The sequence below is a fragment of the Paenibacillus chondroitinus NBRC 15376 genome (assembly GCF_004000765.1).
Taxonomy (GTDB): domain Bacteria; phylum Bacillota; class Bacilli; order Paenibacillales; family NBRC-103111; genus Paenibacillus_E; species Paenibacillus_E chondroitinus.
This window is the reverse complement of record NZ_BILW01000005.1, coordinates 293,835-309,064: the sequence shown is the minus strand read 5'-3', so window position 1 is coordinate 309,064 and position 15,230 is coordinate 293,835. Positions and strand designations below refer to the sequence as shown.

General features: G+C 43.1%; 18 protein-coding genes. 3 read left to right on the top strand and 15 right to left on the bottom strand.

The annotated features are described in order from the left end of the window. Positions 1 to 58: 58 nt before the first annotated feature. The 3 genes from PCH02S_RS09565 to PCH02S_RS09555 all read right to left on the bottom strand — a co-directional run bounded on the left by PCH02S_RS09565 (position 59) and on the right by PCH02S_RS09555 (position 3,041). Positions 59 to 1,348 carry a DNA modification methylase gene (locus PCH02S_RS09565; protein ID WP_127452332.1) on the bottom strand — a complete coding sequence of 430 codons (1,290 nt, stop codon included), beginning with the start codon at positions 1,346 to 1,348 and terminating at the stop codon, positions 59 to 61. A 124-nt stretch (positions 1,349 to 1,472) separates the two neighbouring features. Beyond that, positions 1,473 to 2,378 carry a hypothetical protein gene (locus PCH02S_RS09560; protein WP_127452330.1) on the bottom strand — a complete coding sequence of 302 codons (906 nt, stop codon included), beginning with the start codon at positions 2,376 to 2,378 and terminating at the stop codon, positions 1,473 to 1,475. 108 nt (positions 2,379 to 2,486) lie between these two features. After that, positions 2,487 to 3,041: a sigma-70 family RNA polymerase sigma factor gene (locus tag PCH02S_RS09555; RefSeq protein ID WP_127452328.1), complete on the bottom strand. Its 555-nt coding sequence runs from the start codon at positions 3,039 to 3,041 to the stop codon at positions 2,487 to 2,489. Positions 3,042 to 3,200: 159 nt separating this feature from the next. On the opposite strand from PCH02S_RS09555, the gene PCH02S_RS36360 reads away from it, so the two are divergent. The 3 genes from PCH02S_RS36360 to PCH02S_RS36925 all read left to right on the top strand — a co-directional run bounded on the left by PCH02S_RS36360 (position 3,201) and on the right by PCH02S_RS36925 (position 4,155). Continuing rightward, positions 3,201 to 3,365: a hypothetical protein gene (locus PCH02S_RS36360; RefSeq protein ID WP_246069004.1), complete on the top strand. Its 165-nt coding sequence runs from the start codon at positions 3,201 to 3,203 to the stop codon at positions 3,363 to 3,365. 47 nt (positions 3,366 to 3,412) lie between these two features. Continuing rightward, the gene (locus PCH02S_RS36355; protein WP_246069003.1) at positions 3,413 to 3,754 is read left to right on the top strand and encodes a CBO0543 family protein; all 342 of its coding nucleotides are present in this window, start codon (positions 3,413 to 3,415) and stop codon (positions 3,752 to 3,754) included. A gap of 116 nt (positions 3,755 to 3,870) precedes the next feature. After that, the gene (locus PCH02S_RS36925; protein WP_127452326.1) at positions 3,871 to 4,155 is read left to right on the top strand and encodes a MerR family transcriptional regulator; all 285 of its coding nucleotides are present in this window, start codon (positions 3,871 to 3,873) and stop codon (positions 4,153 to 4,155) included. 704 nt (positions 4,156 to 4,859) lie between these two features. On the opposite strand, the gene PCH02S_RS09540 is transcribed toward PCH02S_RS36925, so the two are convergent. The 12 genes from PCH02S_RS09540 to PCH02S_RS09495 all read right to left on the bottom strand — a co-directional run bounded on the left by PCH02S_RS09540 (position 4,860) and on the right by PCH02S_RS09495 (position 15,210). Next, positions 4,860 to 5,216: a hypothetical protein gene (locus PCH02S_RS09540; RefSeq protein ID WP_127452325.1), complete on the bottom strand. Its 357-nt coding sequence runs from the start codon at positions 5,214 to 5,216 to the stop codon at positions 4,860 to 4,862. A gap of 17 nt (positions 5,217 to 5,233) precedes the next feature. Beyond that, positions 5,234 to 6,157, bottom strand: a complete 924-nt coding sequence (locus PCH02S_RS09535) for a 2-methylcitrate dehydratase (RefSeq protein WP_174806757.1) — start codon at positions 6,155 to 6,157, stop codon at positions 5,234 to 5,236. Positions 6,158 to 6,160: 3 nt separating this feature from the next. Further along, positions 6,161 to 6,655: a hypothetical protein gene (locus PCH02S_RS09530; RefSeq protein WP_127452323.1), complete on the bottom strand. Its 495-nt coding sequence runs from the start codon at positions 6,653 to 6,655 to the stop codon at positions 6,161 to 6,163. A gap of 3 nt (positions 6,656 to 6,658) precedes the next feature. Continuing rightward, the gene (locus tag PCH02S_RS35670) at positions 6,659 to 6,805 is read right to left on the bottom strand and encodes a hypothetical protein (RefSeq protein ID WP_164819488.1); all 147 of its coding nucleotides are present in this window, start codon (positions 6,803 to 6,805) and stop codon (positions 6,659 to 6,661) included. Positions 6,806 to 6,826: 21 nt separating this feature from the next. Next, on the bottom strand, positions 6,827 to 8,224 hold the full coding sequence (dnaB, locus tag PCH02S_RS09525) for a replicative DNA helicase (RefSeq protein ID WP_127452321.1): 1,398 nt from the start codon (positions 8,222 to 8,224) through the stop codon (positions 6,827 to 6,829). Further along, positions 8,202 to 8,603 (bottom strand): replicative helicase loader/inhibitor, encoded by a 402-nt coding sequence (locus PCH02S_RS35665; protein WP_164819487.1) that lies wholly within the window; start codon positions 8,601 to 8,603, stop codon positions 8,202 to 8,204. Before PCH02S_RS35665 ends, dnaB begins: the two co-directional genes overlap by 23 nt. After that, positions 8,563 to 9,504, bottom strand: coding sequence for a helix-turn-helix domain-containing protein (locus PCH02S_RS35660; protein WP_164819486.1), 942 nt, complete (start codon positions 9,502 to 9,504; stop codon positions 8,563 to 8,565). Before PCH02S_RS35660 ends, PCH02S_RS35665 begins: the two co-directional genes overlap by 41 nt. Before the next feature lie 279 nt (positions 9,505 to 9,783). Next, positions 9,784 to 9,936 (bottom strand): DUF6906 family protein, encoded by a 153-nt coding sequence (locus PCH02S_RS35655; RefSeq protein ID WP_164819485.1) that lies wholly within the window; start codon positions 9,934 to 9,936, stop codon positions 9,784 to 9,786. A 190-nt stretch (positions 9,937 to 10,126) separates the two neighbouring features. Then, complete coding sequence (locus tag PCH02S_RS09510; protein ID WP_127452316.1) at positions 10,127 to 12,673, bottom strand: sbcc family protein; 2,547 nt, start codon at positions 12,671 to 12,673, stop codon at positions 10,127 to 10,129. Next, positions 12,670 to 13,842, bottom strand: coding sequence for a metallophosphoesterase family protein (locus PCH02S_RS09505; RefSeq protein ID WP_127452315.1), 1,173 nt, complete (start codon positions 13,840 to 13,842; stop codon positions 12,670 to 12,672). The genes PCH02S_RS09510 and PCH02S_RS09505 overlap by 4 nt, the downstream gene beginning before the upstream one ends. Positions 13,843 to 13,853: 11 nt before the next feature. Continuing rightward, positions 13,854 to 14,861: a hypothetical protein gene (locus tag PCH02S_RS09500; protein WP_127452313.1), complete on the bottom strand. Its 1,008-nt coding sequence runs from the start codon at positions 14,859 to 14,861 to the stop codon at positions 13,854 to 13,856. Between the two features lies 1 nt (position 14,862). Next, on the bottom strand, positions 14,863 to 15,210 hold the full coding sequence (locus tag PCH02S_RS09495) for a hypothetical protein (RefSeq protein WP_127452311.1): 348 nt from the start codon (positions 15,208 to 15,210) through the stop codon (positions 14,863 to 14,865). Positions 15,211 to 15,230 lie beyond the last annotated feature (20 nt).

Sequence of the window (15,230 nt, the reverse complement as noted above, 5' to 3'; positions counted from 1 at the left end):
ATTTTTTATACTCACTTATTAGAAATTCAAGACATAAATTCATCGCTTAGCACGAAAATTACGCAGCATCTGCTTGAACTAATAGAACCGGCTCAATACCTGTCCACTCATAAAACCGCTTCTTTATCACATCACAAAATACAGGATCCAGTTCTAACGTCCTGCAAGTCCGGTCCATCTGTTCACATGTCATAAGCGTAGATCCGCTGCCGCCGAAAAAGTCCAAAACAATATCACCGCACTGACTGCTATTCCCGATAGGAATCTGCAGGAGCTCCAACGGTTTCTGTGTTGGATGAACATACTTAGTAACATCCCCTCGGGATACTTCCCAAATGGACTCTGGCTCCGGCAATTCCTGAGGCAAGCCGGCTTTCCAAATAGTCGTCTGCTTCCGGTCCCCATACCATGCCGGCGACTTACCTTTCAAATGGGCATAGAACACCGGCTCATGTTTATATCGATACTGAGACCAACCAAAGGAAGCAGCGTTCTTTGACCAAATGCATTGGGACCTAACTACGATGCCGGCCGCGTTCATCGCATTTTCAAACTCTCTTTGATAAGAAGAAGGATGGAATACATAAATAGCCGCCTTCGGGTCCATAACCGAAGCATAACAAGAAAAAACAGAATTCAAAAAGCCCGCGAACTCCTCTGCGGGCATATCGTCATTCATTATTGATCCTCGACCATCTGCGGCCAGCCTGGCCGAATCACTCTCCACTGCTACATTATAAGGTGGGTCTGTCACTACAAGCGCCGCCTTGGCGCCTTCCATGAGTTTCTGAACATCTTCCAACTTAGTTGCATCGCCACACACCAATATATGCCTGCCGAGCTGCCATACATCCCCGTATCGAGTCTCTGGTTCTTTAATCTCATCCAAAGCACGTTGAACGTCGAACTCGTCTTCTTGGACTGGAGTAATCAGTTCAGTATCTGCGTTTAATCCTGGAAGCATTTGATTTAGCTCGTCCATTTGAAAGCCTGTCTGCAGTGACAACTCCTCAATTGAATAATGAGCGGAAAGCTCTTCCAGGAGCGATGCTAGCAGCTCGTCATTGGTCCGGCCGCGTAAATGGCTCAGGCTAATCGTTAACAGCTTAGACTCCTCATCACTAGACTCCACAACAACGCAAGTAAGCTCGGTAAGTCCTGCCTCCTTAGCCGCCTTCCAGCGCTTCTCGCCCTTAACGATTGTCATATCACTCCGAACCAGGATTGGCTGCAGCACGCCGTGTTTCCGGATACTTTCCACTAACGAACTATAGATATGCTCGTCCATCTCATTTGGGTTCCAGCTGCTAGGATTTATTAGTTCTATTGCAATAGTTTCGATTCGCAAACAAGTTCCCCCTTATGTTATGTTGGATTTAGGTAAAAGAAAAAGCACCGGTTAGGGTGCTTCATTAGTAGGTGGCATTAGTACGACAAAAAATGATGATTGTATTTTAGATTGTTATCTCGAATTAAGATGCATTATATCTTTTCGAAATTCCACTTTGACATTCATCATATATCTCTAAAAACTCTTTTTTTGTGAGATCAGGCTTACTTAAAACGTTTATTATATTTTGCGACAATAAGAGAACTGGACCATATTTATAATTATATGCCCCCACATGTATGTTATTATAATTATTTTTTTCCTTTGAGATACAAATTGCTTCTATTCCAAATGGGATTAATAAGCTAATTGCTTCTTTAATATTTTCAATGGGAACACTTCGACCAAATGTCAAAACAAACAAACTTGGCTTTTCGTGATCACCAAACTCTCTTTTAAATGTAAGTCCGCTATCAATGAGTCTTTTAAATATTTCATTGTAATTTTCAAGATTTACATTTATCCAGAAAGGATATCTGGACCACTTGATTGTGGTTTCAATAAGCTCTTTTGTACTTTGAACCTGTCCTTCTAACTTAATCAGGTTATTGTCGTCATTTTTGTTATTTTTAGAATTTTCCTTTGAAAACTCTGTCAACAACACTTGTATTTGTTCATGTACTCCTGAAACAAGTCCAATGGTTGTCTTGTTAGACTCATCTAATTGTGATTTAATCAATTCAAACTGACTTGGATAAACTTCTTGAGTATCTTTATCCATAAAGTTTTCTTCATCTCTAAAATCAGAAGGTGCATACAATTTTTTATGATGTTTTGTAACCAATTCAAAGAAAGCTGCTAACACTAAGATTGGAAATATCACCAAGAAAGAGGTAAGTAAAAGCCGCTGAATTCGATCCTCTGTCTGAGACATAGTTAGCACTATTGCTGCAACAGCATACACTAAAACTAAAAACAGCCCAATTATACCGATTGGATTTTTGGACAAATTTTGCGCTGTTTCTCCAAACTCTTTTAATCCCTTCATTGATAGCCCCCACTTATTAATTTTTATTAAGAATAAAACTACATAAAACAGACATTTTTTATCTTAGCATAATAAAAATCTTTATATGATTAAATTTACATAAAGAACCTATCCCACAAGGAATAGGCTACTCTGCAAATCCATTGATATTTTTTTCTGAGCCCGCGTCACATAAACCTCCACACTACCTTTACTTACCCCAAGCATCCCAGCAATCTCACTAAACGAAAAGCACTCCCCATGCGCCAGCACGTAGCATTCTCGCTCCCTTTCGCTTAACCTAGACAGTGCATCTTCAATCTGAAACCTCTGCCAATCAGAAAGATTAACCGGGCTGCCAGCCGAACTCTGTGTGATGTACGCCTGCATCCGGACCGGATCCATTAATTTCTCCCGCTGATACGCTGCCCGCCGCTCAATCCCCCGTTTATTTCCTGGCCGGCGCCCGCTGTCCAGCCACTCAATTGTCCACTCACAATCAGCAACCATTTCATTAATAACTCGCCGATCGGCCTGCAGCTTTGAAAGCTCATTTTGCTTACATAGAATACTTTCATTTTCTTGCTGCTCTATTTTTTTAATCCTATTCGTTTTCTCAGCAGCCAGCCGTCTAAGCATGGCGGCCGTTTGTTTATAACCTTTAGATAAATCATTGCTTCCCATTCCCTCACACCTCCGCAGTGTGTTAATATAGGTAATAGGAACATATGTTTGATCTCCCGGGATTCTTGCTAGGAGCCGGGGGATCTTTTTTTGCAAACATTAATTAATGTATAAATCAATAATCCTTTGGCAGATAATACCACCAGTGAGGTGGTTACTATGGATAAAGAAAAGGTAGTCGAACAAATTGATAATAATGTTAATCAAATTCACTTATTAATTGATCAAAAAATAGTAATTTGGAAGGAGCATGTTGTCTTTTCAGGATTATGGTGGTTTGGTGTTATTCTATCTGTTATTCCTTGGATAATTTGGTTTTGGTAAGGAATAAAAACAGTACCGATAGAATTCTTTATGTTGGTTTCTTTGTCATGAGTATTTCACTTACTCTTGATATTCTTGGTGATCAATTTGGATACTGGCATTATAGATATAACGTGATTCCTATTGTCCCAACTTATTTACCGTGGGATATGACTTTGATGCCTCTTGCGATAATGTTTCTTATACAAGTAAAACCTAAAATTAACCCATACCTTAAAGCAATATTATTTGCTTTACTTACTTCATATGTAGCAGAACCATTTATTAAATGGCTAATGATCTACAACCCTAAAGAATGGAAGTATAGCTACTCTGTTCCAATTCAATTTATTATTTATTTAGTAGCTCACTACTTGAGCAGAAGAAATAAATTTAATGAATTAACTTGATGTTTTCACATTCAGCAACCATTCTGATTCAATATCAAATTTATTAATGTATATTCGATATTCCCTAATGTCTAGTAATATTAATCTTATTTTGAAACATACACTAAATTTGAGTAATGACATATCACTTTGAAATAGGTTGGTGTTCTATGAGGTATCGCTTATGCGAACTACCTGAGTTGTTGGAAATACCCAGAACTACAATTAGAAACTGGTTAACTATCTTCCATGAATTCATACCCACTGTTCACCAAGGAAAGTCTGTTTTTTACGATCAACATGCTGTGTCTGTCTTAAAAAGGATTCGTTTTCTTCGAGAGCATCTATACTCGCATTCAACTATCAAAGAAATCTTATTGGAAGAAGGATATGAAACTGTAGTTATAACTTCCGTTATTTGAATTTTTCTTTCAACTTCCCCTTCCTGATCGCGATATTCATTGGTTTTTTCTTCAAATGAACGATCATATTCTTATAACAACATTGCGGAACTTCTTCGACAAAGTCATCGTTTTCATCACATCAACACACCTTTAAGTCCTAATACGATTTCCCCCTTGGCTCTCATGTTTTTCAATGAATAATTCATCTAATTTTGTTCCAATATAAAGTCAATAATCGTAATGGACTGGAGGCTAGAGTTCATGAGATGTATCTATTGCGACAATGTGAAGCAATTAAAAGGGTTAAAAAAATGTGCTTTATTTGTGGCATCAGTAAGCAATCTAGTCGAAAATAGGGTATTGGAATAAGACACAATATCTAAATGATGGAATATACTGTTATGGTTTCATACTCCACCTTTGTTGCCACATCATCGACCCTACGATGATGTGGTTTTTAGTTTCAAAACGCCTTTATCGCTCATGCACGCTGACCTAAAAATGGAACTGTAACTGTTAACTCATTCTTTTTGTCACTTTACTGATCCTATTCGATCCGGTATGGTGATTTTTTATGTCCATAAGAACGTCACCTTATGAACGGAATATATTGTTATTGTCAACTCATCCTTTTCCCACCTTAACCGCTCTTGCCTGGCCGGTAAGGTGGCTTTTTTTGTTGTTTATTACAGCGAAGCAGAGGATTTATTTACTTTCTTTCCTTATTCTTTCACTCTCATCATAATTTCCTTTCTTAATTGTTTGTATGTTTCAATCAACTCTGGATCACCGCGTTCAAACAATACTTCTTCATTCGCAGCTCCGTATACATGACAAAGTGTTTTGACTGCTTCCTCTGCTTGTTCCAGTGTTGGTTTTGTATTTTCAACAAGTGCAAAGTACCGATTGAGCGTAGCAATTGCAGACATGCTATCGATTGTTTTGATAATCTGTTTATCTTCTTCCAAATCACCATCGATCTCAGTAACCGGAACACCAGCCGGCCGCTCTTCCTCTATACGTAGTGCAACACCATATTCATTTCGTTTAACCCATAACAGCTCTTGTTTCCATTTCATATCTTAACCCTCCTTTTTTATGCGGCCCCGTTCTCTCCATCTAATACAGATTTAATACGCTTCTTGTATTCGCTCCAATCAGCTGCTAGCTTACTTGAACTTATTTTCAATGACTGTGCGATCTCCATCCATGTCTCACCATTACGTTTACGAGTAAGGAGCTCTTTAAAGTCATATGGTAAATCTTCAAACACTGGTCCATCCCCACCTAAAATAAAGTTCTCCAGCTCATCTTTGCCGATTTGACTGCTCTTCTCTTCAATACCCGGAACAACCTCTTGTTTATCTTCTTGAACCACAGGTTCAGTAAACTCAACTACTTCACTGCTAGAAACTTCTGCAGCCGATGTCTCAGGCTTCTCTACTGAAGTCTCAGCTTGCCCCCGCCTCCAGTCATCCCACTTCGTAGCAAGCGGAGCTACTCTTTTACGGTACTCATCGAGCATTACTGACAGCTCACCCAACGTTATATTTAAATCAGCAGCAATCTTGACATATCCTGTACCATCATAAAAACGTTTGAGAATCGATGTGAAGTCTAATGTTAAATCCTCATGCTGCGGAGCAAGTCCACTGCGGATAAACTCATCAATTAGTTTACGATCGGCTTCCTCTGTTTCTTCTTTCGTCGGTACTTTCTCAGCCGGAAGTCCAAGATCCATTTCAGCCTGTTCACCCTCTGACTTCACTTCTGATACAACCCCACTTACATCGACCTTATATTCACGGACCGGCTTGTTCGTCCTGGCATTTAGTGTAACGTTGTATTCCACAACTAGATTATCCAAAGAGAAGCGAACGTTCTTCTCGATCATCTTACGTAAATGGAAATAATCTTCTCTATTTTCTAAGTCCTCGGTAACTTCAATTTGAATGAGAAGCTTTCCGCCTTTCTTCATATTTGCATTTACGAGAACACCCTCAGCTTCGATGTAGGCCATGTGTTATCTTCCTTTCACTTTCTTAATGACATCTCTTTGAAAAGCTTTCAGCCTTACCGTTTCTTTAATGGCCCTAGCAATTTGTGCCAGGATAAACGCATCCCGGACATTATCACTGCCGTTTCTAAATCCCCAGAGCTCATAGATCGGAATAATAAGATCTTCTTTAGAGCAGTTCCCTTTACAGCCGGCGAAGTTTTTAAGCTGGCCTGTGGCAACCTCGATGTATGTAATGCCTCTCTTAAATAGCTCCATCCGAACTCCCCAGCCAATTCCACCGAGCATAGCCATTCGATTGACCTGCGCATAAGCAAAATCTTCGATACATACAACATCTTCTGTGCCTACCAAGTGAACAATACTATCAATGAGCTTGACCATTCGTTCCGGATCTTTTCCTAAAACTTCAACTTCCTGAGCGTCCCAGACATCACCATACTCATCTAGTGCGACGAACCCTGTCTTGGTGGAAGTATCAATCCCTACATACCGTGCCATTGTTCAGCCAGCCTTCCTGCAGCTGAGTCCATTGCGAACTTTCTTGAGAATCGCGATGTACTTTTCATCCATCACATAAACCTCTCCGATTATGTTCTTTCCTTGAAGGACTAAGTACCGGTATTTATTCTCGAACAGCGGATCTCTCATGTTTTATCGCTCCTCTCGTATTTATGCCCAGCGTCGTTTGTTATTGCCTGATACTGGCTGCACTTTTGGTTTATCAAGTACACTTTGATGTGATCTATCCAGGTTTACGAATTTGTTAAAATTCTTTTGGAAAGCTAGCTCCACCGTTCCAACTGGACCATTACGCTGTTTAGCTATAATGATTTCGATGATATTTTTCTTCTCTGACTCTTTGTCGTAATAATCATCCCGATACAAGAAAGCCACGATATCTGCATCCTGCTCGATAGATCCGGACTCTCTGAGATCGGACATCATCGGCCGTTTATCTTGCCTCTGCTCTACTCCACGGCTGAGCTGCGATAATGCAATGATCGGAACATCCAACTCCCGAGCTATTTGCTTAAGTGTGCGCGAAATCTTGGAGATTTCCTGCTGCCGATTCTCACTACGACCAGATCCGCTGATCAGCTGAAGGTAATCAATTAGTATGAGTCCAAGGGATCCCGTGTCTTTCTTAAGCTGCTTGCATCGGGTTCGGATCTCGTTGACCGTGACTGAAGGGCTGTCGTCGATGTAGACATTAGACCTCGACAGCTCGCTGATCGCCATGGTCAGCTTTTCCCAGTCGTCGCCCTCCATGATTCCGCTACGCATTCGACTGGCATCTATCCTGCCCTCCGAAGAGAGCATCCTCTGAACTAATTGCGTAGCACCCATCTCCAGGCTGAAGACTGCAATTGTTTCACCGCTTGTCGTGCCCGCGCTCTGCGCAACGTTTAAGGCTAAAGCCGTCTTACCGACTGACGGACGAGCTCCAATGATAATCAAATCCTGCCGTTGGAAACCTGAGGTCTGCTTATCCAGGTCAACAAATCCAGATGAAATACCCGTGATGCCCCCGGGATTTGGGTTCGCATTGTTCTTTTCAATCTGCTCGAACACCTGCATGCTGACTTGATCGATCCGTTTGAATCCGCCTTTCTTGCTGGCAGATCGTTCCGCAACTTCTTCAGCCACTGCCTGTGCCTGAGCTGCCATTTCCTCGGCCGACAAATCATTGTTTTGGAATATCTTCTGCATCCCCGCTCGAGTCTTTCTCTCAAGTGCGGAATCAAGTACGATCTTGGCGTAATAATCCACGTTGGCCACCGTAGGAACTGCACTTGTCAGTTCCGAAAGGTACCCGACACCACCGACATGTTCAAGTTGCTGACGCCGCTGCAAGTGCTTAGTAACAGTTAAGAGATCAACAGGTGTATCTGTCTCGGCGGCATCGTAAAGCTCAATCATGGACTCGTATATGACCCGGTGCTTGGGCTCTATGAAGTCCTCTGGCAACAGCCGCTCAGAAACGACCGACATCGTTTCATTCTCGGTGAAAATGGCACCAAGGACAGCCTGTTCAGCGCTCAAGTCATCGTTCATTTCGTGCTGCATATGCTCGGATCGCCTCCAGTCTCTGCTCGTGGGGCAGGCTCATCATGGCCCTGATGTGTTCAGGAGGACCGACGGAAGTCTTTAACCACTCTTCTCGTTTTGCCAAGAATTCTTGAGCTGATCGCTTCATGGATTCGTGATACAGCTCCTCTTCGGTTTGCAAGGGCTGTTTGAGCCCGCCGATACTTGGCGGCCACTGCTCTGCACGGTCCGAATGCCTGCGCAAGTTCTCTGCTGCCACTTCGAAAGGTGTGCTTTCTAGATCCTCCAGCCATTCATCCACCATGGTCTGCAGAGACTGCAAATCATTCGGGATTTGGAACCCGGGATACTTCCCCTTAATTTTCTTGAGCAACTGCGTGACTTCCGCTCTGTTCACGCTCAAGTTCCTCCCTTGCGATTTGATCCAACATGGTAAAAGCTTGTTCTTGCTTAGTTTTATGAGCCTTACCCGGGGCGACTTCACCTGACGACACAGGGATAGTTTGGGCATTCTCATTTCTCCAGGCATCCCAGATCCCGTTTTCGTAATACAGAAAACTGGTTGGAAGCTTGAAGCTATTCCCTTCACGTTTGCGCTTGTCCTCAAGGAGGAGCTCCATAGTTCGGATGGTAAAAGGGTTCGGCATACCTCCGGCGACCATCTTACCCATGGCTTCGCGCTCTTTCGGTTTAACGTGAATGTCAAACTTGTGGTTAAGCTGGCAATAAGCATCCAGCAATTGCATTAACGGGTTATTCTTTTCAGGTTCATATTCTGGATAAGTAATAGTAGTAGTAATAGTATTAAGATCTTTAAAGTCTTTTAGATCTATCATTTTTGATAGATCACTCTCATCTGATCTATCATTTTTGATGTATCTCTCGCCATGATCTATCATTTTTGATGTATCACTTTCGCTGTGATCTATCATTTTTGATGTATCACTTTCGAGTGATCTATCATTTTTGATGTATCTCTTTTTATCCATTTCCTTCTTATTTTTGGCAACTTTTATGATCTCGCCGCGGGCTGTTCTGACTGAATTTATGTATCCTCGACTCTTCAAATTAGCCATATTTCTTTGAACCGTGACCTGGCTGGAACCAATTTCTTGTGCTATCCTCTCATGCTTCACCGGTGCGCCGCCGTGTACAAGCCCCCAGCGAGCTCCGTCACCATCTTTTTCTTCATCGGTTATGGCATCAATGCACCAGAGGAATTCCCAGATTGCCGGGCCAATGCGATCACGATGTTCAAAAAGCCCGCTGGAGACAGGAATTATGTGATTGTCAGGCATTCATGTGTCATCCCCTCCCGCGGGCTCCTCTGTTATTACTGCTGTGCCAAGAGCTTAGTCCTTATACCCATGCATGTTATTCGACTTATTAACCTGACCAAAGGCTGCCTCATGAAGCGTCTCAATGCATGTTGCACAAAGACTAAGCTCGACTTTTCTCCAATGAAAATAAGTATTGCTCTCCAGGACCCTTTCACAGCACAGACAACTTTGGTAAGCAATTTCGTCACATAAAAATGCGTCGACTTTAAATGGAGTTGGCATTCTTCTTCTCAACCCCTATGCAGGAATAACTTTCAAGTCCTTGTTATCCCGATGAAGGATATGTAATTCATTAGATAAGTTCTTCATAACCAGCCATTCCTTTGGATCTAAATTGGCTGCAATGATAGCTACTTGCTGCTGCCTTGTTGGCTTTTTTCCATTCTTCAAAGTGCTTGCCTCCGATCGTCTCTCAAATAAATATCTGGATACTTTGCCCGTACAACAGTGAACCCAGGATAGGCAACTGCAAAATATGCAATAACCTCTTTTTTAAATGCAACAGGATCCTTATCTAGCAGATCCCAAATTTGTTTACTAACCCCCGACCTCATGAGTGGTGGCCCACCCTCAAGATCGTTCATGCTACTTTGACATTAATGCCGGCATCTGTATTCTCAAAGAAAATCTGTTGTTCAAATACAGCCTGCGCTTCTTCGATGTGCGTAATGACAAGGACCTTCTTGAATCGATCTGCTACTGCTTTTATGGATTCAAGAACCAGCCCGCGGTGCTCAGCATCTTGAGAGCCTAATCCTTCATCAATCGTTAGCCACTCCACTTTACTGCCGGCTCGCTGTGCTAGGAGCTCGGCTAGAGCAAACCGAATGGCATAGTCGATCCGAAGCTGCTCGCCACCTGAGAACGTTTCGTAAGGCCGCTCAGACGTCCAATCTCCAATCATGATATCTAATGTCTCCTGGACTCCATCCCGGCTTTTCAGCTCTCGCTGTGTTTCAAAACGAATGTAATGCTTTCCTTTTGACATCTTGCCTAGAATCTCATTTGCGATATGCTCGAGTTGGGGAACGGCATTTTCAATAATTAATGCTGGAATCCCATCGCGGCCAAAAGCACGAATCAAAGTTTGGAATCGGCTCCACTTTTTAGCCTTTGGCTCTAGCTCATCTGCCAGCTGCAGGCGATCCTGTTCATCCTTTTCCAGTGCAGCCAGTTCGGTTTTTAAGCCGCCTATCTGTTCAGCGAGAACATGTTGTCGATCCCGAAGCTGCTGCAGCTCACGTTGGATGATAGGCAGCTCCGATAAAGCATTATCAAAACCCTGTGTTTCCATTAGAAGTAGAGCTCGTTCTTCCTCAATTGCCTCTTTGCTTTCCTCTTTTCTTTCTAATTCCAAATCAATGGCTGATATTCGATCAGCAGAGCTTTGTTTAGCTTCACGCGCTGCTCCTATTTGGTCTTTTAAATTCGCCCAAGGTTGTAGAATGTCCAATCGTCTACGAAGTGCTGGTAGTGGTGCTAGAGCTTCACGTAAAGTGTCTAATTCACTTTGAGTATTAATTTGTTTTAGCGTTAGCTCTTCTATTTGGCTATTCAACCGAGAACTTTGCTCCAGCAGGCTTACAAGAAGCTCTTCCTTCGCTTGCATCTGGTTCGCCTCTTCTGCCATTGGTCTGAGTTCTTCAATGCGTACTTTTAACGCCCTGTGAGCAGCAAAATCATAGCCAATCTCTTGTTGTTTCTCCGTTAGGCTGGTTATTTGTTTATTTAATGTCGTTAATTTAGATAAGTCGATGTTATTCAATGCTTCATGCTTTCTAATCAGCACTTGCTTTGCATCTTGAGCATCCGATAGAAACAAGCAGGCCGCCTTCGTGTCATCAATACAATTCGAATCGATGAGCATTGAAGTCTTGGACTCAAGCATACGAATTTCTGATTCGAGCAAGCTCTTTGTCGTGTTGATCCTTGTCTGCTCCGCGTTATAATTAGCTCGAACATCTAAGATCTCTTTTTCAATGGAGTCCCATCGTTCGGCAAGCTGCTCCAATTCCTTCTGTTGTAATGTAGCAGCCGTATACTCCGCTGCTTTTGCCAAAAACAACTCACGGCTTTGGAGCAACTGCTGAACATTTCTAATTCTATGATCAAGTGGTACAATCTCATTTTTAATGTTTGTGATAGACACTCCCGTGTGCCCGAGTTCAGTCGATAATCTCTCCTGCTCCGGCCAACGTGCCTCGAGCGCTGTGATCTGCTCTTTGACTTGATAAAACTCATCCGTATTTGCAAGAATCTCAGATTCTTTAGATAGGATTTTCTCTGCACGCCCTAGTTTTGCGACAAGTCCTTCTTTTTCAATGTCGAACGGCGCGATTTCCTTGGAAATTAAATTAATTTGTTTATTAAGCTCCGCTGCCTTTTCAGCTTTATTCTGAAGCTCACGAATCTTCTCTTCCTGTTGTCTCAAATCGTTTTCTTTAGAGAGTATGAAAGCTTTCATTGCTCCCGTTTCTTGATTCAAACTCTCCAAGAGCTCGGCTTTTGATGCCTTCAGTTTTAGTCGCTCATCAAGCCCAGCTAGTTTGTCTTTCGCCTCCTCAATATCCAAATGCAGCCCTGCTGCCTTTTGCCTAGCAGCTTCCTGCAGACGATCATAAATATTAAGCCCCAGAATCTGCTGTAGGATCTCTTTACGCTTCCCGGCAGATTTAGACGTAAACTCATTGGCCTTACCTTGCATAATCATGCTGGACGCTGTGAACGTTTCATCATCTAGGTTCAAGAGGTTGCGGATTACAGCCTCTGTATCTTTGATTTTCTCTGCAGACTTACTTTCCCACCTGGTACCGATTTGTTGTTGGAACTCTAAGGTGCTCTTACCATTCCCCTTTAGTGAACGGGTTCGGATGGCACGGTAATTACTTCCTTGGTGTTCAAAAGTGAAAGTCACGGCCATTTCCTGAGTGCCCCGTCTAACGAGATCGTCCATACTCACGCCCTCGATTACATCACCGAACAAGGCAAATCTTGGTGCCATAGTGAATCCCGAGCTCTTCCCAGCACCATTTCTTCCACATATCGCCGCCATTGTAACATCATTAAGATCAATGTTGGCATATGGGATAGCGCGGAAATTAATTAATTCAAGCGTTAGTGGATTCATAAGATCGCCTCCAGTAATTCAGCAGTTAGTGCTTGCAGCATGCTTATTTCCTCAGCCTCAATGGCTTGGTTCTGGCCCCATTTGGACAACGCCACTTGGGGACTAAGGCTTTCCGTTACATCAACATCGCGTACTCGGTCCGAACGTTCAACATCTGCTTTAATCTCGTGGACATAGAAAGCACCAGCATCATAAAGAGATTTTTCCAAAGTTCTACGATCAAACCGTTTCTGGAGATCCTCGCTGCAGCTATATCTCACCCGGACGATGGCATCCGTAATGGTTGAAAATTCATCCACTTGTCCATCCAGCCAGGCTTCAATGTCCATGTCACACCAGTCAATGGTTTTAAATCGACGTGAAGGGGTTTCAATAAATGTTGAAACAAATGTTTGTTTCGCTGCTAAAGTATGAATCCAAAAGCCCGGCTTTGTTTTCTCATCACCGAAGTTATGCCGCTCAGGTGCTCCGCTGTAAAAGACATTCCTCCCAGCTTGCTGCGGCCTGTGGATATGGCCGAGAGCGACCAGATCGAACAACTGAGCAGCATCGTCGGTTAGAATAGGTTCATTCATCAGCAACACGTCTTCAAAGCCTGTATCAGCCAGGTCAAACGTTAAATGAGACATCAGGAGCTTGGTTCCTGAACTATAGGAAACCAGCCTAGAACATTCCTCATAGATCCATTCCGTCATCTTTTGATGAAATTCATTAGGAGGTAAATCTTTAAATTCCTCTTGCGTGGCAAACTGGCTACGATTCATACCTGGCAAGCAGCTTATCGATAATTCGTTACCTGGGGACCCAAGAACGAGCCCGCCAGGAGAAGTGAAGATTGTAGTGTTAGGGATGTACATTTCCTTAATGATCTCGTAAGCAGATACAGCATCATGAGAAGGTGTCCCACTAATAACGACCACCTTACACCCAGCATTACTTAATCGCCTTAACCACTGGGTAAATGCAGCAATCTCGACGGTTGCGCGATCTATGAACACGCGGGCGTCCTTGAATGCATCACCAGCAAAAAGTACAACTTCGCAGCCTTCTTCAATAATCCGATCGGCCACCCAATCCATGACTCTGGTTATATCTTGAAATCGAGCATATGGATCTGGACCCGGATAACCGAGTCCCCAGTGACTATCTGCAACATGGGCTATTTTCAATGCTTCTCACCTCACAATTTTTCTGGAATATCAAAGTGCATTTCTTTTGGGTCGGACTGACTTGCAGCAATATAGAATTCAAGATGATCTCCGACTGTTTTCCAGTCCGCATCAGTTTGAATATCAGTAACAACTTTCTTAATCTCCCGGTTTAGAGCAATTGTGGATTCCTTCGCCAGAGAGTTCCAATCTAATGAAGCCTTTTTCATTAGATCAAGCACTCGATTCTTTTGAACAACATTCCCAGCCTGACCGGAGCTGCCTGCCCCTGTACCTCGGCTGCCCGATTGCCTGCTGCCACTCTGCGAATTTTGCTGCGGTGCCTTGGCTTGTTGTTGACTTTCACCATCTGCTTCCGGATCTTCGCCAGCCAGATATGCTTCTAGCTCCTGTTCCGTCTGTGTGAAGATACCGCTGGACCTTGTAGCAGCAAGGGTGGCATCAACAAGTGCGCGTTTCTTAGCCATCTTAAGGACCGTGTTCCAGATGGAGTGCATATCGTCATTTTCCATCCGATAAGATTGATACTTGCCGTATTTCCCGGAACGCTCTTTACTAACTAGATCTTCCCTTTCAATGCCTCTAGGAAGATCTTTCTCCGACACCCAGCGCCAGCGGTACCGGCTTTCGAACGTGTTAGCATGACCTACGCCTTCACCAATAATGGCACCTGATCCTCGGTGGATTAATCGAATCGTGATATCCACTCCGTAATAACCGGTCTCAAAGTTTTTATCTTCCACTTTGCTAGCAATCGTAGGAGCAAAGTTATAGAACTCACATAGCCCCTCGGCACCAGGCTTCAATAATGTAGGCTTGTCAGTGCCTGGAATGATTCCATAGTCAACACCTTCTTGCATAACCTCACGGAAAAATTCCTTAGTCAGATTAAGCTTCTGTTTCATATCAGCCAACTTCTTCCGTAAATCTGTAGCACTACCGAATTCATAATCGATGATTGCCCCACCGCCGGTTTGTCCTCCAGCAGTTTGAGGTTGAATAACGGAGACTTCGTTCAAATTACGCCGCCCCTTTCAGCAAATCCACAATGGACTGAAGTGCCTTTAGCTCTGTTTTCAACTTATCCAGTTGGTACCTGAACTCCATTACCAAATGCTCCGTACGGGCTACCTCGTTGCGCTCAATAACAGAAAACCTTCTGAGCTGCGCACTACGAATCTCCGCATTCTTACCGTCGATGATCATTCCCTCATCTTCAAAAACGCCGAGGTAGAGGCCATCCTCCCTGTGTATTAGTTCAGAGCGAGCAGAATTTAAATTATTTTGAGCTCCAATTAATGCAATCTCCGCAGCTGCGATCAGCTCCGGCAACACCAGTAAACGTTCAATGATCGATTGTTTATTCATTTGAATAACCTCCAAAAATT